We start from the raw sequence: 19,832 nt of genomic DNA on the forward strand, positions 1-19,832 counted from the left end.
AAACGCTATCGCCGAGCACCGGCAACAGGCACCTTCCGCGGTGCCCGGTCGCGGCGTGAACGGGGTCAGCCGCCCTGGGCCCAGACGCCGTCCCAGGACGAGCACTTGCCGGTGACCTTCGTGGCCGTGCCGCGGCAGACCCGGCCCTCGATCGAGAGCATGTAGCCGGTGGGCAGAGAGAACGTCAGCGGCTTGGTCTTGGAACAGTTGTGGTACGTCTTGGCGCCCTTGCCGCTGTCCTCCTTGACCCACCGGAACTTCAGCCACGAGCACCCGCTCCGGCCGGGGAGGTTGTAGAGCTTGCCGTTCACCACGAAGCCCGGCCGGTCGAGGACGACCTTGCCCTTGGCCGTGCCCGCCCGGTCGGACGAGGAGATAGGGCCCCACTTCCATATCTCGGGGTTGGCGGCGGCCGCGGCCGGCGCGGCGATCGACGCGGAGGAGATCAGGAGCGTGACGCCGACCGCCACAGTACGAAAGATCATAAAAGTGAGGCTACTCACCCGGGTTGCAACCCGCTTGCCGGATCGTCGCGCAGCACCTGAGCGGCCTTGCGGCAGGCGGCGAGTGCGGCCCGCGCGTAGCCGGGAGAGGCACCGGCTAGGCCGCAGGCCGGGGTCAGCACGACCTGCCCGGCCAGCTTTTCGGGTGGGAAGCCGAGCCGCCGCCACAGGTCCAGCGCGGGCCTGGCGACCACAGCGGCATCGGCCAGCCGCGCGTCGGTGCCCGGCACCACGCCGAGGAACAGCAGCAGCCCCGCCTCCAGGGCCTCCCCGAGCGCGTCGTCGTCGCGGCGGCTGAGCAGGGACGCGTCCAGCGAGATGCCGCGGACGCCGGCCGTACGGAGGAGGCGGAGGGGCACCGACGGCGCGCAGCAGTGCACGACCAGGTCGCCGAACAGGCGCAGCGACTCCGCCACCCGCCAGCCCTCCACAGGGGCCAGCCGCCCGAAGCCCGAGGCGGTCGGCACGGTGCCCGCGAGCACGCCGGGCAGACCCGGCTCGTCAAGTTGCAGGACGATCTCGGTGATCCCGGGCACGCGCCGCCGCACCTCCGCGACGTGGTCCTCGACGCCCTGGGCGAGCGAGGCGATCAGGTCGCGTACGGCTCCGGCATCGGAGAGCATCTTGTCGCCGTACTTGAGCTCGATGGTGCCCGCCAGCGTCCACGGCCCGCAGACCTGCAGCTTGAGCGGCCCCGTGTAGTCGTGCCCGACCTCCTCCAGGCCGTCGATATCGCGTCTGAGATGGTCGACGGCCCGCTGGTGGTCGCGTCCCGGCCGGTCGGCCAGCCGCCATCCCGACGGCTGCACCTCCACCGCCAGGTCGACGAGCAGCCCCGCCGTCCGCCCCACCAGGTCGGCGCCTACGCCACGGGCCGGCAACTCAGGTAGGTACGGCAGGCTCGGCAATTCGCCGAACACCATCCGAAGCGCCTCGAAATGATCCTCACCCGGATGCGACCCAACCCCGGTGGCTTCCAACGTCGACATGGCACCAGCGTAGGCTCTGGAAATATGAAGCTGACCAAGCACGGCCACGCGTGCGTACGACTGGAGAAGGACGGCAACGTCCTCGTCGTAGACCCCGGCACCTTCACCGAGGGCCCCGTGCTCGACGGTGCCGGCGCGGTGCTCATCACCCACGAGCACATGGACCACGTCGACGTCGAGCGGCTCAAGGCCGCCTCTCCCGACCTGGAGATCTGGACCTGCGAGGCGGTCGCCGCCGAGCTGGCGGAGGTGCCGGCGAAGGTGCAGGTCGTACGGCATGGCGACGACTTCACGGCGGCGGGTTTCGCGGTGAAGGTGTTCGGCGAGTGGCATGCAAAGAACCACCCTGATGTGCCGATTGTGCAGAATGTCGGCTTCATGGTGGACGATGAGGTCTTCTACCCGGGTGACGCGCTGACCGTGCCGGGGGTCGAGGTGCCCACCCTCCTGGTGCCCACGCACGCTCCCTGGATGAAGCTGCTGGAGACGGTCGACTACCTGCGCGCGATCCGGCCGGCCAGGGCGTTCTCCACCCATGACGGGCTGCTCAACGACATCGGCCTCAGCCTGGTCGACAACTACCTGAAGCTGGAGTCCGACAAGCAGCACGCCGACATGCGGCGACTCAAGGTCGGCGAGTCGGTCGAGCTGCCCTGAGGTCGGGCCGCCCCGAGGTCGGGCCGTCCCGAAGCTCAGCCGCTCTGGGGCGTCAGACGGCCGCGGCGATGGTGGCCGAGCCGATGACGGTCTCGCCTGAGTACAGCACCGCCGCCTGCCCCGCCGCGACCCCCGTGGCGGGGCGGTCGAGGGTGATCAGCAGCCCCTCGGCGGTCTCCTCGAAGCGGCACCCGTAGACCTCGCCGTGGGCCCGCAGCTGCACCTTCAGCTCGTCCGGCGCGACAAGCCCGCCCGGCGCCGCTGGCTCTGTCAGGCCGGTCGGCTCCGTGGGCCCGTTCCAGACCGGCCGGACGCAGGTGATCGAGGTGACCTCCAGCGCTGCCCGCGGCCCCACCGTGACCGTGTTGGACACGGGCTCGATCGACAGCACGTAGCGCGGCCTGCCGTCGGCGGCGGGCCGGTCGATGTGCAGCCCCTTGCGCTGGCCGATCGTGAAGCCGTGGGCGCCGTGGTGGTTGCCGACGACCTCGCCCTCCTGGTCGACGATCGGCCCTTCGGCCGCGCCGAGCCGCTTGGCCAGGAAGCCCCGCGTGTCGCCGTCGGCGATGAAGCAGATGTCGTGGCTGTCGGGCTTGTCGGCGACCGTCAGGCCCCGCCTGGCGGCCTCCTCGCGTACCTCGGCCTTGGTCGAGTCGCCCAGCGGGAAGATCGCGTGGCCGAGCTGCTCGCGGGTGAGCACGCCCAGCACGTAGGACTGGTCCTTGCCCTGGTCGGCGCTCCTCGACAGCACGCCGTCCACCAACCTGGCGTGGTGACCGGTGGCGACCGCGTCGAAGCCCAGCGCCAGCGCCCGGTCGAGCACCGCCGAGAACTTGATCTTCTCGTTGCACCGCAGGCACGGATTGGGCGTGCGGCCCGCGGCGTACTCGGCCACGAAGTCATCGACCACGTCGCGTTGGAAGCGCTCGGCCATGTCCCAGATGTAGAACGGGATGCCGATCACGTCGGCGGCGCGCCGCGCGTCGCGGGAGTCCTCGACCGTGCAGCAGCCTCTGGCTCCCGTGCGGTGTGATTGAGGGTTGGCCGACAGGGCCAGATGCACGCCAGTGACGTCGTGACCGGCCTCGGCGATCCGGGCTGCGGCCACGGCGGAGTCGACGCCGCCCGACATGGCGGCAAGTACACGCAATCCCATGACCATTCCAGCGTACTGTCCCGCCAAGGGTGCCCGGCCATCTGCACAAGCGGGGCCCGCGTCTGGGAGTATTCAGGCCATGCGACTGTTCGGGCGCAAGGACGACGAAGAAGAGCCCACCGAGCCGAGTGACGGCATCGCGCCGTTCTGGGCGTGGTGGGAGGAGACCAGGCCGCGGCTCGACTCGCTGGTGGCCGCCGGTGAGGCCGAGGGGCTCTCGGAATGGATCGCCCCGGCCGTGGCCGCGGTGCATCCCGACCTGGTCTGGGAGGTGGCCCCCGGCAGGAACGCGGCGCACGCGCTGGTCGTGACCGCCGCCGGCGACCCCGAGCTGCGCTCGCTGGCGCACCGCTGGGTCAAGGGCGCGCCGCCCGCCGACCTGCTGTGGGAGTTCCATCCGTCACGCCAGGTCAACCCCCAGGCGCTGGAGCTCACGCTCGACGTGGGCGGCTTCGAGTTCGCGCTGGACAAGCTGATGCTGGGGCTGCGGGTGCCGCCCAACTCACCGCGCGTGGACGTGGCCGCCTATCACCCGATCTTCGGCCAGCTCGACGAGGACACCCGGCTGGAGGCCACGCTGCTGGCCCTCGACTGGCTGCTCGGCGAGGACGACGTGGCGCGCTGGGTGGGCGAGATCACCCCGGCCACGTTCCAGCCGATCGACTCGGTCGCCGCCGTGCACCTGCCCGCCGTGGTGGCCGACCTGGCCTCCGGCTACGAAGAGGAGCAGTGGGCGCTGCTGGAGGGCCAGACGGCGGCGGGCGCGCCGCTGATCGCCACCGCCCGCTATCCGCTGCGGCCGGTCGACTATCCGCTCTTCGACCAGCACATCGCGATCACGCTGCCGTACGCGCATCGCGACGAGAACGGGCTGCCCGTCGGCGAGTCGCTGACGGCGCTGCGCGACTTCGAGGAACGGCTGGCGGCCCGGCTGCTCAAGCTCCACGACGACGCGGTGCTGGCCGCACACCTGAGCGCGGAGAGCCATCGGGTCATCCACATCTACGCCGACCCGACCGGCGACGCGGCGATCCACGCCAAGGAGCTGATCGTGAGCTGGGAGGAAGGGGAGCCGCGGGTCGACGTGGCGACCGACCCCGCGTGGACCGCGGTGGTGGCCTTCATCAACTAGCCGGGCATCGATCAGCCGGGTCAGCTCAGGCCGGCGCGGCGGGCGCGTTCGACCGCCGCGGGCAGCACCTCGATCAGGCGGTCGACGTCGTCCTGGGTCGAGGTGTGCCCGAGCGAGAACCTGAGCGAGCCCCTGGCCGCCGCCGCGTCGGCGCCCATCGCCAGCAGCACGTGGGAGGGCTGGGCCACCCCGGCCGAGCAGGCCGACCCGGTCGAGCACTCCACGCCCTTGGCGTCGAGCAGCATGAGCAGGGCGTCGCCCTCGCAGCCGGGGAAGGAGAAGTGGGCGTTTCCCGGCAGCCGGTCGGCCGGGTCGCCGTTGAGCACCACGTCGGGGACCGCCTGACGTACGCGCTGGATGAGGTCCTCCCGCAGCTCGGTCAGGCGGCGGCTCAGCGCCTGCTGTTCTTTGACCGCGACGCGGACCGCGGCGGCGAGACCGGCGATGGCGGGCCCGTCGAGCGTGCCGGAGCGCACGTCACGCTCCTGACCGCCGCCGTGCATGACCGAGACCGGCGTCTGCCCTCGGGCCAGCAGCAGCGCGCCGACGCCCAGCGGGCCGCCGACCTTGTGCCCGGTCACCGTCAGCGCGTCGGCGCCCGAGTCGGCGAACGACACCGGCAGCTGCCCGACCGCCTGCACGGCGTCGGTGTGGAACGGGATGCCGCTGTCGTGCGCGATGGCGGCCAGGAGGTGCACGGGCTGGACCGTGCCCACCTCGTTGTTGGCCCACATGACGCTGATCATGGCGACGTCGTCGGGGTCGCGGGCGATGGCGGCGCGCAGCGTGTCGGGATGCACCCGGCCGAGCTCGTCGACCTCCAGCAGCTCGACCTGCGCGCCCTGGCTGTCGGCCAGCCAATGGGCCGGGTCGAGCGCCGCGTGGTGCTCGATCGAGCTGATCAGCAGTCGCTTCCTCGGCCGGCGCGCCCAGTAGAGGCCCTTGACGGCAAGGTTGTCGGCCTCGGTGCCGCCCGAGGTGAACACCACCTCGCTCGGCCTGGCGCCCAGCGTGTCGGCGATGGTCTCACGGGATTCCTCGACCACCCTGCGCACTCGGCGGCCGGTCGCGTGCAGCGATGACGCGTTTCCGACCAGGCCGAGTTGCTCCGTCATGGCCTCGATCGCCTCGGGAAGCATGGGCGTGGTCGCCGCGTGATCAAGGTAGGCCGACGGTCTGCTCACCAGGAAAGCGTATCCCCTTTGCCACTGTACCGTCCGGACGGTACAGTAGAGGCATGAGAAGGGACGAGCTCTTGGATGCGGCAGAGGATCTCCTCTGCGACCAGGGCTCGACCGCGCTGACCCTGTCCGCGGTGGCCGATCGGGCCGGCGTGAGCAAGGGCGGCCTCCTCTACCACTTCTCCTCCAAAGAAGCCCTGATCAAGGGCATGGTCGAGCGGCTGATCGACGACTTCGACCAGTTGATGGCCGCCCAGAGCGACCCCACCTACACCGAGCGCTACCTGGCGGCGACGCTGGAGGCCGTGCGCTCCAACCGGCTGCGACGATGGGCCGTGGTCACCGGGGCGTCGGGCAACCTGTTCCTGCTGGCGCCGATGCGCGAGGCCATGGCCCGCTGGCACCGCGAGGGGCTGGACGACGAGCCCGACCGGGTGGCGTCCCAGATCGTCCGGCTGGCCTGCGAGGGGCTCTGGGACGTGGCGAGCCACGATCCCGACCTCAACGCCGAGAGCGACCTGCGCGCCCTTGAGGCCCGCTGCCGCGCCCTGCTCAAACCCTAAGACCCCCTTTCCTTCCTTCGCCGCCCGGGCTCGCGTCATGAGCTCCGGGCCGCGTCGCATGCCAACTGATGAGTGATTTGCGAGGTATGTTCCAATGATCCGCGACTTGAGGATTGCCCGCTATGGGGCAGTTCTTACTTTTGTTCTGGCCGGACTGCTGGTGGGCACGATGACCGTGCGCATCCCGGCGCTGACCGACAAGCTCGGCCTGTCCGAGTCGGCGGTCGGCGTGGTCCTGCTCGCGTGGGGCGTGGGCGCCTTGATCACCATGCAGTCCATGCGCCGGATCATGGCCCGCGCGGGCAGCAAGACGATCCTGCGGATCGGCGGCCCGCTCACGGCGCTCGGCCTGGTGGGCGTGGCCTTCGCGCCGAACCTCCCGCTGCTGCTGGCCGCGTCCGCGTTCTTCGGCATGGCGTTCGGCATGGTGGACATCGCGATGAACGCGCAGGGATCCGCCGTCGAGCGGGCCTACGGGCGCCCGCTGCTGAACGGCATGCACGCGGGCTGGTGCGTGGGCGCGATCTCGGCGGGCGCCATGGGCAGCCTGTCGATCGCCCTTGGCCTGTCGTTCACCGCCAACGTGGCGCTGGTCGGCCTGGTCTCGCTGCCGGTGGCGGTCCTGCTGGGCCGCACCTACCTGCCTGAGCCCCCGGCCGCGCGGACCACCGCCAAGGCGGCACGCCGCCTGCCCCCGGTCGTCTACCTGCTCGGCGCCATCATGTTCTTCGCGTTCATGGTGGAGGGCACGGTCGCCGACTGGAACGGGTTGTTCATGCGCGACACCCTGGGCGCGCCGGAGGCGCTGGCCGCGCTCGGCTACCCCGTCTTCGAGGTGGGCATGCTGGTCGCCAGGCTCACCGGCGACAGGCTGGGGTCCAGGTTCGGGGTGCGCGGCATCATGACCGCCTCCGGCGTGGCCACCGCGGGGTTCTTCGCCGTCGTGCTGGTCGCGCCCGCGCCGCTGGTGGCGGTGGTGACGATGTTCTTCGTCGGCCTCGGCGTGGCCACGATCTCGCCGATGACGCTCTCGCTGGCCGGCACTGCCACCGACAACCCCGGTCCGGCGATCGCCCAGGCCGGTGCCATGGGCTACGCGGGACTGCTGCTCGGCCCCGTGGTGATCGGCTTCCTGACGGACGTCACGTCACTGCGTGCCGCGCTGGGGATCGCCGTCGTGCTGGGTGTGGCGATCGCGGTGGCCGCCCGCTTCCTGCCGCGTCAGGAGCCCACGTCGGTCACGGTCTGGCCGGCCGTCGAGGATGCGGCCAGGGAGCCCGCCCACGCCTGACACCGGGACATTTGTCCTGGTTCAGTGGCTGACATTCTGCACTGCCCCGATCCGCAGATCAGTGCCAGGCTGAGCCCATGGTCAAACCGATCGCCACCGCCGCGGTGCTCGTCGTCACCGCCGTGCCGAGTGTGCTCCAGTTCTTCCTCCCCGGACTGGAGCCCGCACTCATGCGCGACCCGGCGGCCATCGGCGCCGGGGAATGGTGGCGGCCCGCGACCTCCCTCGTCGTCCAGGACGGCGGCGTGCTCGGCACGCTGGTCAACCTGGCGTTCCTGGCGGTGCTCGGCTACCTCACCGAGCGCTCGCTCGGGCCCGCCCGCTGGCTCATCCTGTACGGCGCGGGCGCCGTGGCCGGGCAGACGGCCGGATACCTGTTCAACGACCCGGGAGCCGGGAACTCGATCGCCCTGTGCGGCCTGGCCGCGGGCCTGGCCCTGGCCTGCGAGGGAACGCTGGAGCGCTCCGTGGGCGCCTTCTACGCGGTGACACTGGCCGCGTACGCCCTCGCGCCGTCCGGCGGCACCTGGGGCTGGGTGGTGACGGTGGCGCTCACCGTGGCCGGGTTCCAGTTGGTGGTCCACCGCGAGCGACTGCCCGTGCGGCTCTTCCCCGTCGTCCTCACGGTCGTCGGCGTCACGCTCACCGCCCTCGCCGACCTCCACGGCGTGGCCCTGCTGGGTGGCATGATCGCGGCATGGGCCCTGACCGCAAAGTCCCGTTCGACCTCACGGCCTACGTCGCTCGCGTGAAGAACGGGCAGCGCTTCATCTGCGCCCTCGCGGCGCGGATCCGGGAGGCGCTCGGCGGGGTGTGATCTGGAAGTTCTCTGTGGATTTCGGCTGGGCCTCGCGGTGATCCGCTGCTCGGGGGATCGGGCTCACAGAAACCTCACAGATCTCCTCAGAAGCCCTCCATCCCGGCGTACGACGCTGGCCGCATGATCCAGCTCAACGGACTGACGAAACGCTACGGCGAGGTGCTCGCCGTGGACGACCTCACCTTCACCGTACGACCCGGCCTGGTCACCGGCTTCCTCGGCCCGAACGGTGCCGGCAAATCCACCACGATGCGGATGATCCTCGGCCTCGACCTGCCCACCTCGGGCTCGGTCACCGTCAACGGGCGCGCGTACCGCGACCTGCCCCAGCCGCTGCGGGAGGTGGGGGCGCTGCTGGAGGCGCAGGCCGTGCACCCGCACCGCAGCGCCTACAACCACCTGCGCTACCTGGCGCAGACCAACGGGATCCATGACCGGCGCGTGGCCGAGGTGCTCGACCTGGTCGGGCTCACGGACGCGGCCGGGCGGCGGGCGGGGGCGTTCTCCCTGGGCATGAGCCAGCGGCTCGGCATCGCGGCCGCCCTGCTCGGCGATCCGCCGGTGCTGCTGTTCGACGAGCCGGTGAACGGGCTGGACCCCGAGGGCGTCCTGTGGATCCGCACGCTGATGCGCGGGCTGGCCGCCGAAGGGCGCACGGTGCTGGTCTCCAGCCACCTGATGGGCGAGATGGCGCTGACGGCCGACCGGCTGGTGGTCATCGGCAAGGGCAGGCTCATCGCCGACGCGGAGACCGCCACGTTCACCGACACCGGCGAAGGGGTGCTCGTCCGGACACATGAGTCCGCCATGTTCACCCGGCTGCTGGAGCTGGCCGGAGCCCGGGTGCGGGCGGGCATCGACGGCGAGCTGATCGTGACCGGCCTGACCGCGCCCGACATCGGGCGGCTGGCCGCCACCGAGGCCGTGCCCCTGTTCGAGCTCGCCCCGCGCCGTACCAGCCTGGAGGAGGCCTTCATGGAGCTCACCCGTGACAGCGTCGAGTACGGAGTGTCCCGATGACCGCCGCGGGCGTGCTGCGCGCCGAATGGACCAAGTTCGCCACCATCCGCTCCACGACGATCCTCTCCGTGGCGATCGTCGCGCTCTCGACCATGTTCGGCTGGCTGTTCGGCACCGCGAGCGCCCATCAGTACGCCGCCGGCTCGGCACAAGACCGGCTGGACTTCGACCCGATGACCCCGGCCGCCCGGGGCCTGTTCATCGTGCAGTTGCTGGTCGCGGGGCTGGGCGCGCTGGTGGCCTCGTCCGAGTACGGCTCGGGCACGATCCGCGCGAGCGCGGCGGCCGTGGGCCGGCGGCGCCTGCTGACCGCCAAGGCCGGGATGACCGTGCTGGCCGCACTGCCGGTGAGCGTGGCGGCCGTGTGGCTGATGGTCCTGACCTGCATGGCGACGCTTTCGGCTCGCGGGGCGCCGGCCGTCTGGTTCGGCGACGCCACCGTCATTCGCATCCTGACGCTCGGCCCGCTCGTGCCCACGTTGCTGGCGCTCTTCGGTCTGGCGCTCGGCTTCCTGATGCGGGCCACGGCCGCCGCCGTGAACGTCAGCACCGGCACGAACGCCGAGGCGGCGCTGGCCCGCATCGAGAGCGAGTCCGGGCGCCTGGCCCGGCTGGTGGACGACCTGCTGCTGCTCGCCTTCCTCGATGAACCCGAGAGGCTCGATCTGACGCCCATGGACCTGCGTACGCTGGCCGCCGACGCGCGGCACGACTTCGCCGCGCTGGACCCGTCCAGGCCGATCGCGTTCACCGGGCCCGGCGACGGACCCGCGGCGAGCGCTCCGGTGCTGGGCGACGAGGCCAGGCTGCGTCAGGTGGTCAGCAACCTCGTCGGCAACGCCGTCACCCACACGCCCGCGGGCTCCCCGGTCAGGATCGGCGTCGGCACCGTGGGCGAGCAGGCGGTGCTGGTCATCGAGGACGAGGGGCCGGGGCTCAGCGCCGAGGAGTCGGCCCGCGTCTTCGACCGCTTCTACCGCGCCGACGGCTCCAGAGCCAGGTCCACCGGTGGGGCGGGACTCGGCCTGGCCATCGTGCGCTCCATCGTCGCCGCCCACGGGGGGCGCGTGGAGGTCCGCTCCGCGCCGGGGCGGGGAGCGGCCTTCCAGGTCCTGCTCCCCGCCATCGACACATGAGACCTACTTGCGCTTGACGACCTCTTCGGTGAGCTGCGGTACGACCTGGTGCAGGTCGCCCACGACGCCATAGTCGGCGAGCTCGAAGATCGGCGCCTCCGGGTCCTTGTTGATCGCGACGATGGTCTTCGCGGTCTGCATCCCGGCCCGGTGCTGGATCGCACCGGAGATGCCGGCCGCGATGTAGAGCTGCGGCGACACCGTCTTGCCCGTCTGGCCCACCTGGAACTGGTGCGGGTACCAGCCGGCGTCCGTGGCGGCGCGCGAGGCGCCCACGGCCGCGCCCAGGGCGTCGGCCAGGCCCTCGATGACCGAGAAGTTCTCGGCCGAGCCGACGCCACGGCCGCCGGAGACCACGATCGCGGCCTCGGTCAGCTCGGGGCGCGCGCCCTTCTCCTGCTTCACCCGCTCGAGGACGCGGGCGGCCCTGGCGGACGCGGTCAGCGTGACCGACACCTGCTCCTCGGTGCCCGCCCCCGCGGCGGCCACGGGGGCCGTCGAGTTCGGGCGGACGGCGATGATCGGCGTGCCCTTGCTCACCTTCGAGCGGACGTTGACGCCGCCGCCGAAGATGGACTGGTCGGCCACGAAGCCCTCGCCCAGGCCCACGGCGTCGGTGATGACGCCCGAGCCGGTCTTGACCGCGAGCCGGCCGGCGACCTCCTTGCCCTCGGTCGTGGCGGCCACCAGCACGGCGGCGGGCGACTTGTCGGCCACCAGGTGGGCGAGCAGCTCGGCCTTGGGCGCGACGACGTAGTCCACGATCTCGTCGGCACCGGCGACGTAGATCTTGTCAGCACCGTATTCGGCGAGCCTGGCCTTGGCGTCGTCGGTGATGCCGGGGCCGGCCCAGACGGCGGCCGGCGTGCCGAGCGAGCGGGCCAGAGTCAGCAGTTCGAGCGTGACCTTCTTGACCTCTCCGTCGACGTGCTCGACGAGAACGAGAATCTCCGACATATCAGTTGTTCTCTCCCGGGCTCAGATGAACTTCTTGGACGCGAGGAAGTCGGCGGCCTTGGAGCCCCCGTCGCCCTCGTCCTTGACGATCGTGCCGGCCGCGCGCGGCGGGGCCGCGGCGAAGTCGACGACCTCGGACCAGGCCGCGCCCAGGCCGACCTGGTCGGCCGCGATCTCCGCGTCGGCGATGGCCAGCGTCTGGACCGGCTTCTTCTTGGCCGCCATGATGCCCTTGAAGGACGGGTAACGCGGGTCGTTGATCTTCTCCACCACGGACACGACGGCGGGCAGCTCGGCCGCGACCTTGTCGAACCCATAGTCGGTGATCCGCTCGATCACAATCTGAGAGCCCTCGACCTCGACCTTCTTGGCGAGCGTGAGCTGCGGCGCGTCCAGGCGCTCGGCCAGCATCGCGGCCAGCACGCCCGTACGCGCGTCGGTCGACTCCGAGCCCAGGATGACCAGGTCGAACCCGATCTTCTTGAGCACCTGCGCCATCGCGTAGGAGGTCGACAGGGCGTCGGAGCCGTGCAGCGCGTCGTCCGTCAGGTGGACGGCCTTGTCGGCGCCCATGGCCAGGGCCTTGCGGATGGTCTCGGCGGCCCGGCTCGGCCCCATGGTGAGAACGGTCACCTCACCGCCGTGGGCTTCCTTGAGCTTCAGGGCCTCCTCGACCGCATACTCGTCAAGCTCGTTCACCACGCCGTCGACGGCGTCACGGTCGAGCGTCTTGTCATCGGACCGGAGCTTGCGCTCGGTCGCCGTGTCGGGGACCTGCTTCACGCAGACGACGATGTTCATGGCCGGTGGACGACCTCCCGTGTTCGCGTACGCCGTCGCTCGGTGCGACCGGCGCCTGATGCATGCTGACAGACTGCCAGGTGCCCCATGGGGGCGGCGACAGGGGGTGGACTCCCCCCGCCTGCCGCCATGTTACCCATGAGTAGCTTAGGTGCAAGCGCGGGGCCCATACCAAAGCATCCACCACCCTACCGAACTTTATTCCGTTACCCGGGTTCAGGCCGACAGCAGGAAGACGACCCCGACCACCAGCGCCGTCCCGGCGAACAGCGCGAGCGTGAACGTGCTGAAGAACGTGCTCAGCCCCACACAGAGCCCCGCGGCCCCGAGCATCGCCGCGAAATCGTAAATGATCCGGCTCGTCCTGAGGAGGCGGCGCGATAACAGCGCCACCCCCGCGTCGATCACGGCCACCAGCGTGTAGGCGGCCAGCAGGAACAGCGCCACCTCCGGCAGCGGCTCCCGCGCGGCGGCGGACAGCAGCGCCACGAACAGCCCGGAGCCGATCAGCCAGCGCCTGCGTACCTTCTCCCGGTGCCTGGCCCTGGACTCCTCGACCGGCGGACGGCGCCGCTCCTGGCCCGGCCGCCATTCGCGGGTCTCCAGGTCGTTCGTCTCGCCCGGCCGGGAGCGCAGGGCGGTGGCGGTGGGCGGGCGGACGGCGTGGTGGGCGCGAGGGACGACCTCGACGCCCAGCCGGGCGCAGATCTGCGCGGCCGTCGGCCGCGCGACCGGGTCGGCGGCCAGGCACTCATGCAGCAGCGGGGCCAGCCAGTCCGGCGCCCCCTCCAGGTCGGCGTCGTGGTGCACGACACGGTAGGCGACCGCCGACGCCGGCCCCTGCCCGTACGGCTGGCGTCCCGTGGCCGCGTAGGCCAGCGTGGCCCCGAACGAGAACACGTCGGCCGCCATCCCCGACTCCTTGCCCTCCAGCACCTCGGGCGCCAGATAGCCGGGCGTGCCCACCACGGCTCCCGAGGCCGTCACCGAGAGCGAGTCGAGCGCGCTGGCGATGCCGAAGTCGATGACGACCGGCTCGCCCTCGGCCATCATCACGTTGGCCGGCTTCAGATCCCGGTGCACGACGCCCGCCTCGTGCATGGCCAGCAGCGCGTCGGCCAGCCCGGAAGCCAGCAGCCGCAGCTCGGCCACCGGCGTGGGGACCGCGCTGAGCGGCCTGCCCTGGACGTAGCGGGTCACCAGATAGGGCTCGGCCACGTCGAGTGAGGCGTCGAGCACCTCGGCCACGTGCGGCCCGCCCACCAGCCGCATGGTCTCCACCTCGCGGGCCAGCCGGGCCAGCGCGCCGCTGTCGGCTGTCACGTGCGGGTGCAGGACCTTGACCGCGACCGTACGGCCCTCGGGGTCGAGCGCCAGGTGCACCACGCCGAACCCGCCCGCTCCGAGCCGGGAGAGTAACTGATACGGGCCCAGCTTCTGGCTCATACCCCTTTTCTCCCCCCGGAGCGGGCCAAGACACTTACGACCAGGGTGACAGGAATCCCATTCCCACGCCGTCGAGCAGACTGTCGATCAGGCCGGTGATCAACCCCATCGTGCTGTGCCGTGCCTGGCTGGTCAGCTGGTCGATCACCGTCTCCGGAGCCTGCCAGGGCGCCCACGTCGGGTTCTGGCCCATCGCGAACATCACCGCGAGCAGCGCGGCCGTACCGACGATCAGGGCGGCGACCAGGGCCGCGCCGGGAGTGCGCAGGATGCCGGTGAGCGAGCGCGTGACCGCCTTGCGCGGCGCGCCGCCACCCGGCAGCACGAACAGCCCGGCCGAGAAGGCGCCCGCGCCGTAGGCGGCGGCGTCGTTGACGCTCATCCCGCCACCCCAGCGCAGCACGCCCCAGACGCAGACACCGAACATCAGCGACAGCGGCACGTGGACCAGCGTCACGAGCGCGGCCTTGACCAGCGCCCACGGCGTGCCGACCAGGACGAGCAGCGGGTCGGCCGCGCTGCTCCCGCGCACCTGCCGGCGCTTGACCATGTCGCCGAAGAGGTATTCGCCGACCCGCAGCACCAGTGCCAGCGCGACGGCCACCGCGCTCACCGCGACGGGCAGCATGACCGCCAGCGCGGTCAGCGTGACCAGCAGCAGCAGACCGACGAACTGGCTGCCGACCAGATAACGCTTGCGCTCGGCCGGCGGCGAGTAAGGGGGCGGCTGCTCCCGCCGACCCGCCTGGGTGGGCTGGTAGGCGGGCGGATGGGTGGGCGGCGCCGGGTAACCGGCGACCCGCTGGTCGACGCGCGGGGCCGGGTGCCTGTCCGGCATCGGCGCCGGGACGTAGGGCGGCGGCTTCACCTCGCGCGGCGGCGCGGGCGACGGCGCGGGCGGGCTGCCGTAGGTGACCGGCGGCAGCACGTCGGCGTAGTTGTCCATGACCCGCGTCCGGTTGCCCATCCGCTTGGTGCCGGTCGGCCCGTCGGACGGCGTCTCGTGGAATGAGGTCACCGTCGGGTCCAGCGACCTGGCCATCCGCAGGAGTTCCTGGGCGCTGGGCCGGGTGCCGGGCTCGACGCGCAGTGCGCGGCTCAGCCAGCCGCGCAGCCAGGCGGGCGCCTTGTCGATCTGCGCGCGCCCTTCCATGATGTTGAAGCAGACCGCCTCGAACGTGCCCGTGCCGAACGGCGGCGCGCCCGTCGCGGCGAAGAACACCGTGGAGGCCAGCGCGTGCACGTCGGCCGCCTGGGTGATCTCCGAGTCGCGGATGATCTCGGGCGCCAGGTAACCGGGCGTGCCGACGAACATCCCCGTCTGGGTCAGCCTGGTGGCGTTGACCAGGTGCGCGATGCCGAAGTCGATGACCAGCGGCTCGCCGTTGACCAACATGACGTTGGACGGCTTGAAGTCGCGGTGGATCACCTCGGCCGCGTGGATGGCCACCAGCGCCTGGCACAGGCCCTGGGTCAGCCTGATGATCTGCCGCGCCTCCAGCGCGCCCTCCGCCAGCACGGTCTCCTCGAGCGTGCGGCCGGGCGCGAAGCGGGTCACGACGTACGGCTGACCGCCGACGAGCTCGGCGTCGACCACTTCGGCCACGTACGGGCTGCGTACCCGGCGCATGGTCTCGACCTCGCGCGTCAGCCGGTCCCGAGCCTTCAGGTCGGCCGCCACGTGCGGGTGCAGCACCTTGATGGCCACCTCGCGGCCCTCAGAGTCGAGGCCCAGGTGGACCACGCCCATGCCACCCTCGCCGATCTTCCTGACCAGCCGATAGGGGCCGAGACGTTCCGGCGCCTGGGTGCTCATCGCCACCGTCCCAGCATCATCCCCCTGGGTTCCCCTTCAGTCCGTTGAGCTGGGTCACCACAGGTCCGACGTCCAGCGGAGCCCATACGGCCCTCCTCGCATTGTCGAACGTGCCGTAAGCGAGGATCAGGGAGAGCGCGGCCCCCGCCGCGAGAACTCCCACCATCACCATCGCCGCTGTTCTCGAGGGTACGAGCGATGAGAGGGTTCTGCGCATCTGCCTTCCAGGTCCCTCTACTCCCGGGCCCGAACAGACGGTCCACAGGGCGATCGCCGTCCCCCAGGCCAGAGCGTTGAAAGGGTTCATCTTGACTACCACGGCGAGCAGCAACGTCACCGGGAGTCCCAGGATAAGCGCGTAGAAGGTCAGCGCGAAGGTGATGCCCACCGACTTGACCAGCGCTTTGGGGAAGGCGAACACCCGCACCACGTCGAGCGCCGCCGATCCGGTGGACCTGCGCGCGATGAGCTCCGGCTGGGCCAGGTCGGCCGCGCGCAGCAGCACCACGACCGGGATCGCCACCAGGGCCACCAGCACCGGCGCCACCACGGCCGCCACGATCATCAGGATCAGCAGCATCGCGCTCGCCAGGCCATAGGCCCTGGAGCGCTGGAGCGCCTGCCCCGGCCGGGCGGCCGGGATGAACGGCTCGCGCTTGGTCCGCAGGTCGGGCTGCTGGTAGGAGTCGCGCGCGCCCTGCTGGTCCGGCGGGAGGTACGGCTCGCGCTTCGCCTGCGGATCGGGCGGGAACTGGCCCTGGACCGGGATGTAGGGCGGCGGCTGGACCGGGTTGCCCCTGCCGTAGTCGGGCGCGTCGGGGCGTACCCGGCGCGTGGGGATGTCGGGCGGGTCCGTCGGGCGTACGCGCCGGGTCGGCACGTCGGCCTCGGCCGGCGGCGTGTGGCTGTTGTTCTGGGCGGAGACCTGCCACGGCTGCGGGGTGGCCTCGCGCTGCATCTTGCGCAGCTCCTCCGGGGTCACCCTGCGGGTCGGCCACGGGTCGCCCTGCTGCTCGGGGAGCAGCGAGACGTACTGCTGGTCCTGCGGCGGCTGCTGGGGCGGCTGGCCCTGGGGCGGCCGGTTCTGGCCGGGCCCCTGCTGCGGCTGTCCCGGCTGCTGGCGCAGTTGGCCGTCGACGAACTTCCGCGGCGTCATGGGCGGCGTCGAGACGTCGTAGGACGGCTTGTCGGCCAGCGGCTGCGGCGTCGGCAGCTCGATCGACGGGTTGGAGCGGTCGGACCGCGGCACGGTCGAGATCTCGTCGGGCACGTTGCCCGGCGGCCTGGGCAGCATCCTGGCGGTCTGCTCGGCCAGCTCGGCGGCCTTGGGCCGCTTGGCGGGGTTGCGCTGGAAGGCGGCCTTGAGCAGCGGCTGCAGCTCCGCCGGGGCCGCGCTCACGTCGGCCTTGCCCGCGGTGATGTTGTAGAAGATCATCTCCAGCGTGCCCTTGCCGAAGGGCGGCTGGCCGGTGCCCGCGTACAGCAGCGTGCCCGCCCAGGCGTGGACGTCGACCTCGGGGCCGGCCTCCTGCCCCTCGATGATCTCGGGGGCGAGGTATCCGGGCGTGCCGATGAACATCCCCGTCTGCGTCAGCCGGGTCGCGTCGACCGCCTGGGCGATGCCGAAGTCGATCAGGACCGGCTCGCCGTCGATGATCAGCACGTTGCCCGGCTTGAGGTCGCGGTGGATCACGCCGACCGCGTGCACGGCGGCCAGCGCGGTGGCGACCCCGTGCGCGATCTTGACCAGCGCGGGCAGGCCGAGCGGGCCGTCGTCCTTGACGATCTCGTCGAGCGGTCGTCCGGGGACGTAACGCGTGACGATGTACGGCCGATGACCGGTCACATCGGCGTCGAGCACCTCGGCGATGTACTTGCTGCGCGCCCGGCGCATGGTCTCGACCTCGCGCGAGAGCCGCCGCCTGGCGACCTCGTCGCCGGCGACTTCGGCGCGTAGGACCTTGACCGCCACCTGTCGCCCCTGTGGGTCGACAGCGAGGTGGACAACGCCCATTCCGCCTTCACCGAGCCGCCTGAGCAGCCGGTAAGGGCCGAGTCGGTCATCGTTCATGGCATGAAGCACCATACCGGCTTAATCCCCGCCCACGAGATGAACCATGAGGCCACATTCCCACTCGTACAACGTCCGGAAGGGGCCCATCGGTTTCCAGTTCAACGGTCTCGAATTGGCTTCAGTTCGCCAGAGGGAGGACCTCTGCACCCTTAAGTCCGGCAAGTGCGGTTCCGGCGATGGCCAACTTGGACCGCCGCACACCGCTTCCGATCACCACTTTGTGGTGCTCCGCCACCTTCGTGTCCACCAGGATCGGCCAGTCTGCGGGCAGGCCCAGCGGGGTGATGCCGCCGTACTCCATCCCGGTGAGCTCGACCGCCTCCGCCATCGGGGCGAAGCTCGCCTTGCGCGCGTCGAGATGCTTGCGTACGACGCCGTTCACGTCGACCCGCATCGTCGCGAGCACCATGCACGCCGCGTAACGCGTCTCACCGCCGCGCTTTGCCGCGACGACCACGCAGTTGGCCGACTCGTCGAGGGTCACGCCGTAGCGCTCGCAGAACGCCGCCGTATCGGCCAGCTCGGGGTCGATCTCGGCCACTTCGACGCCGCCGAGTCCCTGCACGGCACGTGCCACCGGCTCGGCCAGCAGGTCGGTCCGGTCGGTCGCGGGCACCCAGTCCAACGTCATCCCATCTCCTCGATCGCTCTCTCAGGACCTTACGCCGGTCCCCGGAGTCGCGCGCGACGTCACGGTGACTGCAATACCCGTTGGTGCAGCTGGGTGACGGCGCCGCGGGCCGACTCCATCGCGCCCGCCTGCCACGCGATCAGGTAGGTGAGCCAGTCACCCGCGAAGTAGACCCTTCCGCTGGGGCGTTGCAGAAGAGTGAACGACGAATCAATGGCGGGCCAGCGCACCCAGCCGCCCTGAATGTGCTCCTGACGGTCCCAGGCGATGGAGACGCTGGAGAGCAGGTCCTTGCCGTACTTGTCGCCGTGGATCTTCCTGCCCTGGGTGAGGGCGCGGCGCCTGCGGTCCTCCGGGGTGAGCGCGCCGTAGAGCTCGGCGTTCTGCTCGGTGTTGTAGTAGCCGACGAGCACGCCGCGCTCGGAGTGGAAGCCGGACGACGGGTACCAGATGTGGGTGATGTCCAGGTCCGTCTCGGTCACGCCGCCGTAGATGCGGTCTTCGAGCTCCCACCAGCGCCGGCTGTACTCCAGCCCGATCTTGCCGCTCGCGACCGGGATGGGCGTCTTGAGAGCGGCCGTGACGGGGGCGCCGAGGTTGTGCGGGATCTTCGCGAGCAGGTGGGGCGGGAGGGTGGCGATGCAGTAGTCGGCCTTGAGCGAGCCGCCGTCCCAGGTGACCTCGACGCCGTCGGCCAGGTTGGTGATCTTGTTGACCTTGACGCCGGTCCTGATCCGGTCCTCGCCGACCGCCGCCGTGAGCTTGGTGACGATGGCGTCCATGCCGCCGATCGGCTGCAACATGGGGGTGGACTGCTCGTAGCCGAAGTCGTTGGTGATCGAACGGCCGGTGCCGGCGGCGAGGACGGCGTGCAGGGTGCCGGGGGCCGGGATGGGAGTGCCGCCGTCCAGCGCCGGATATTTGACGAAACCGCGGCGGTCGGAGCCTTCGTAGCCGAGCTTGGGGCCCAGGTCGCCGAACCTGCGGAGGAACTCCAGCAGGCGTTCCTGGTCGTCCTTGCTGATCTGTTTGTCGAGCGCGCCGACATTCGTCGCTTTGGCCAGCAGCTCCGCGACATATCCGTACATATCAGCACGAGCGGCTCTTGCCCGGGCCGTCTGCCCGTTCGTGTGGACGAACGCCTGCCCGTTGTTGTTGATGAACGTCTCGATCGGGATGCCCAGCTCGCGGCAGTAGTCGAGGGTGACCATCCACGGCGCGATCCGCCCCGGGCCCGCGTTGAAGTAGACGCCCTCGCCGAACGTCACGTCCTGGGCGGGGCCGTTCATCTCGGCCAGCCGATCGCCGCCGCGCAGCGTGAGGTTCCGGCCGCCGGCCCGGTCCCTGGCCTCCAGCAGCGTGCAGTCGTAGCCGGCCTTGCCCAGCTCGTACGCGGCGGTCAGCCCGGCGACGCCCGCCCCGATGATCACTACCTTGGCCGCCGCCTTGCCGCGCAGCGAGAAGTCACCCTGCCGGGGGGAGGCGAAGTCCTTGTCCTGCCCGGACGGCGCCAGACCCAGCGCGCCCATGGCGGCGTACATCGCTCCCGCGCCGCCCACCGCCCCGATGCCGACGAGCAAGCTCCGCCGGGTCAGCGCCGCGCCCTCCATGCCCCTGCTCCCCACTGTGCGGGCCTACCATCCGCGGACTCACCTTTGC

Annotated in this window: 18 protein-coding genes; 7 read left to right on the plus strand and 11 right to left on the minus strand. The window is 71.2% G+C overall.

The annotated features are described in order from the left end of the window. Window positions 1-65: 65 nt before the first annotated feature. Window positions 66-485: a hypothetical protein gene (locus KLK06_RS35190; protein WP_214639935.1), complete on the minus strand. Its 420-nt coding sequence runs from the start codon at window positions 483-485 to the stop codon at window positions 66-68. A 14-nt stretch (window positions 486-499) separates the two neighbouring features. After that, a complete protein-coding gene (locus KLK06_RS35195; protein WP_214639936.1) occupies window positions 500-1,492 on the minus strand; it encodes a methionine synthase in 993 nt (330 codons plus the stop codon). Between the two features lie 24 nt (window positions 1,493-1,516). On the opposite strand from KLK06_RS35195, the gene KLK06_RS35200 reads away from it, so the two are divergent. Further along, entirely contained in the window at window positions 1,517-2,149 is a 633-nt protein-coding gene (locus KLK06_RS35200; RefSeq protein WP_214639937.1) for an MBL fold metallo-hydrolase, read from the plus strand. Window positions 2,150-2,201: 52 nt separating this feature from the next. Here the strand turns inward: KLK06_RS35200 and mnmA are convergent, their stop codons facing one another. After that, entirely contained in the window at window positions 2,202-3,305 is a 1,104-nt protein-coding gene (gene mnmA / locus KLK06_RS35205; RefSeq protein ID WP_214639938.1) for a tRNA 2-thiouridine(34) synthase MnmA, read from the minus strand. A 79-nt stretch (window positions 3,306-3,384) separates the two neighbouring features. Between mnmA and KLK06_RS35210 the strand changes: the two genes are divergently transcribed. Next, window positions 3,385-4,437: a DUF695 domain-containing protein gene (locus KLK06_RS35210; RefSeq protein ID WP_214639939.1), complete on the plus strand. Its 1,053-nt coding sequence runs from the start codon at window positions 3,385-3,387 to the stop codon at window positions 4,435-4,437. A gap of 20 nt (window positions 4,438-4,457) precedes the next feature. Here KLK06_RS35210 and KLK06_RS35215 read toward each other — a convergent pair whose 3' ends face one another. Then, window positions 4,458-5,621: a cysteine desulfurase family protein gene (locus tag KLK06_RS35215; protein ID WP_308168591.1), complete on the minus strand. Its 1,164-nt coding sequence runs from the start codon at window positions 5,619-5,621 to the stop codon at window positions 4,458-4,460. 53 nt (window positions 5,622-5,674) lie between these two features. Here KLK06_RS35215 and KLK06_RS35220 point away from each other — a divergent pair, with 53 nt between their 5' ends. The 5 genes from KLK06_RS35220 to KLK06_RS35240 all read left to right on the plus strand — a co-directional run bounded on the left by KLK06_RS35220 (window position 5,675) and on the right by KLK06_RS35240 (window position 10,448). Continuing rightward, window positions 5,675-6,181 carry a TetR/AcrR family transcriptional regulator gene (locus KLK06_RS35220; protein ID WP_214639940.1) on the plus strand — a complete coding sequence of 169 codons (507 nt, stop codon included), beginning with the start codon at window positions 5,675-5,677 and terminating at the stop codon, window positions 6,179-6,181. A 94-nt stretch (window positions 6,182-6,275) separates the two neighbouring features. Further along, window positions 6,276-7,472, plus strand: coding sequence for an MFS transporter (locus tag KLK06_RS35225; RefSeq protein WP_214639941.1), 1,197 nt, complete (start codon window positions 6,276-6,278; stop codon window positions 7,470-7,472). Window positions 7,473-7,549: 77 nt separating this feature from the next. After that, window positions 7,550-8,224, plus strand: a complete 675-nt coding sequence (locus KLK06_RS35230; RefSeq protein WP_214639942.1) for a rhomboid family intramembrane serine protease — start codon at window positions 7,550-7,552, stop codon at window positions 8,222-8,224. Between the two features lie 188 nt (window positions 8,225-8,412). After that, window positions 8,413-9,312: an ABC transporter ATP-binding protein gene (locus KLK06_RS35235; protein ID WP_214639943.1), complete on the plus strand. Its 900-nt coding sequence runs from the start codon at window positions 8,413-8,415 to the stop codon at window positions 9,310-9,312. After that, window positions 9,309-10,448 (plus strand): cell wall metabolism sensor histidine kinase WalK, encoded by a 1,140-nt coding sequence (locus tag KLK06_RS35240; protein ID WP_214639944.1) that lies wholly within the window; start codon window positions 9,309-9,311, stop codon window positions 10,446-10,448. The genes KLK06_RS35235 and KLK06_RS35240 overlap by 4 nt, the downstream gene beginning before the upstream one ends. Before the next feature lie 3 nt (window positions 10,449-10,451). Here the strand turns inward: KLK06_RS35240 and KLK06_RS35245 are convergent, their stop codons facing one another. The 7 genes from KLK06_RS35245 to KLK06_RS35275 all read right to left on the minus strand — a co-directional run bounded on the left by KLK06_RS35245 (window position 10,452) and on the right by KLK06_RS35275 (window position 19,783). Beyond that, entirely contained in the window at window positions 10,452-11,405 is a 954-nt protein-coding gene (locus KLK06_RS35245) for an electron transfer flavoprotein subunit alpha/FixB family protein (protein WP_214639945.1), read from the minus strand. Between the two features lie 21 nt (window positions 11,406-11,426). After that, window positions 11,427-12,206: an electron transfer flavoprotein subunit beta/FixA family protein gene (locus tag KLK06_RS35250; protein ID WP_214639946.1), complete on the minus strand. Its 780-nt coding sequence runs from the start codon at window positions 12,204-12,206 to the stop codon at window positions 11,427-11,429. Window positions 12,207-12,422: 216 nt separating this feature from the next. After that, window positions 12,423-13,652 carry a serine/threonine-protein kinase gene (locus KLK06_RS35255; protein WP_214639947.1) on the minus strand — a complete coding sequence of 410 codons (1,230 nt, stop codon included), beginning with the start codon at window positions 13,650-13,652 and terminating at the stop codon, window positions 12,423-12,425. 34 nt (window positions 13,653-13,686) lie between these two features. Further along, on the minus strand, window positions 13,687-15,468 hold the full coding sequence (locus KLK06_RS35260) for a serine/threonine-protein kinase (protein ID WP_214639948.1): 1,782 nt from the start codon (window positions 15,466-15,468) through the stop codon (window positions 13,687-13,689). A gap of 16 nt (window positions 15,469-15,484) precedes the next feature. Next, window positions 15,485-17,539, minus strand: a complete 2,055-nt coding sequence (locus tag KLK06_RS35265; protein WP_214639949.1) for a serine/threonine-protein kinase — start codon at window positions 17,537-17,539, stop codon at window positions 15,485-15,487. Window positions 17,540-17,660: 121 nt separating this feature from the next. Further along, on the minus strand, window positions 17,661-18,173 hold the full coding sequence (locus KLK06_RS35270) for a YbaK/EbsC family protein (RefSeq protein ID WP_214639950.1): 513 nt from the start codon (window positions 18,171-18,173) through the stop codon (window positions 17,661-17,663). A gap of 59 nt (window positions 18,174-18,232) precedes the next feature. Then, the gene (locus tag KLK06_RS35275; RefSeq protein ID WP_214639951.1) at window positions 18,233-19,783 is read right to left on the minus strand and encodes a flavin monoamine oxidase family protein; all 1,551 of its coding nucleotides are present in this window, start codon (window positions 19,781-19,783) and stop codon (window positions 18,233-18,235) included. Between the last annotated feature and the right edge of the window lie 49 nt (window positions 19,784-19,832).

It is taken from the genome of Nonomuraea sp. NEAU-A123, from assembly GCF_018603905.1.
Classification (GTDB): domain Bacteria; phylum Actinomycetota; class Actinomycetes; order Streptosporangiales; family Streptosporangiaceae; genus Nonomuraea.

What these genes read in the sequence shown, in the direction of transcription:
- KLK06_RS35235 (WP_214639943.1), top strand. Translation starts at nt 8,413, where the DNA reads ATGATCCAGCTCAACGGACTGACGAAACGCTACGGCGAGGTGCTCGCC.
- KLK06_RS35225 (WP_214639941.1), top strand. Translation starts at nt 6,276, where the DNA reads ATGATCCGCGACTTGAGGATTGCCCGCTATGGGGCAGTTCTTACTTTT.
- KLK06_RS35245 (WP_214639945.1), bottom strand. Translation starts at nt 11,405, where the DNA reads ATGTCGGAGATTCTCGTTCTCGTCGAGCACGTCGACGGAGAGGTCAAG.
- KLK06_RS35200 (WP_214639937.1), top strand. Translation starts at nt 1,517, where the DNA reads ATGAAGCTGACCAAGCACGGCCACGCGTGCGTACGACTGGAGAAGGAC.
- KLK06_RS35250 (WP_214639946.1), bottom strand. Translation starts at nt 12,206, where the DNA reads ATGAACATCGTCGTCTGCGTGAAGCAGGTCCCCGACACGGCGACCGAG.
- KLK06_RS35260 (WP_214639948.1), bottom strand. Translation starts at nt 15,468, where the DNA reads ATGAGCACCCAGGCGCCGGAACGTCTCGGCCCCTATCGGCTGGTCAGG.
- KLK06_RS35190 (WP_214639935.1), bottom strand. Translation starts at nt 485, where the DNA reads ATGATCTTTCGTACTGTGGCGGTCGGCGTCACGCTCCTGATCTCCTCC.
- KLK06_RS35240 (WP_214639944.1), top strand. Translation starts at nt 9,309, where the DNA reads ATGACCGCCGCGGGCGTGCTGCGCGCCGAATGGACCAAGTTCGCCACC.
- KLK06_RS35270 (WP_214639950.1), bottom strand. Translation starts at nt 18,173, where the DNA reads ATGACGTTGGACTGGGTGCCCGCGACCGACCGGACCGACCTGCTGGCC.
- KLK06_RS35210 (WP_214639939.1), top strand. Translation starts at nt 3,385, where the DNA reads ATGCGACTGTTCGGGCGCAAGGACGACGAAGAAGAGCCCACCGAGCCG.
- mnmA (WP_214639938.1), bottom strand. Translation starts at nt 3,305, where the DNA reads ATGGGATTGCGTGTACTTGCCGCCATGTCGGGCGGCGTCGACTCCGCC.
- KLK06_RS35255 (WP_214639947.1), bottom strand. Translation starts at nt 13,652, where the DNA reads ATGAGCCAGAAGCTGGGCCCGTATCAGTTACTCTCCCGGCTCGGAGCG.
- KLK06_RS35230 (WP_214639942.1), top strand. Translation starts at nt 7,550, where the DNA reads ATGGTCAAACCGATCGCCACCGCCGCGGTGCTCGTCGTCACCGCCGTG.
- KLK06_RS35275 (WP_214639951.1), bottom strand. Translation starts at nt 19,783, where the DNA reads ATGGAGGGCGCGGCGCTGACCCGGCGGAGCTTGCTCGTCGGCATCGGG.
- KLK06_RS35220 (WP_214639940.1), top strand. Translation starts at nt 5,675, where the DNA reads ATGAGAAGGGACGAGCTCTTGGATGCGGCAGAGGATCTCCTCTGCGAC.
- KLK06_RS35265 (WP_214639949.1), bottom strand. Translation starts at nt 17,539, where the DNA reads ATGAACGATGACCGACTCGGCCCTTACCGGCTGCTCAGGCGGCTCGGT.
- KLK06_RS35195 (WP_214639936.1), bottom strand. Translation starts at nt 1,492, where the DNA reads ATGTCGACGTTGGAAGCCACCGGGGTTGGGTCGCATCCGGGTGAGGAT.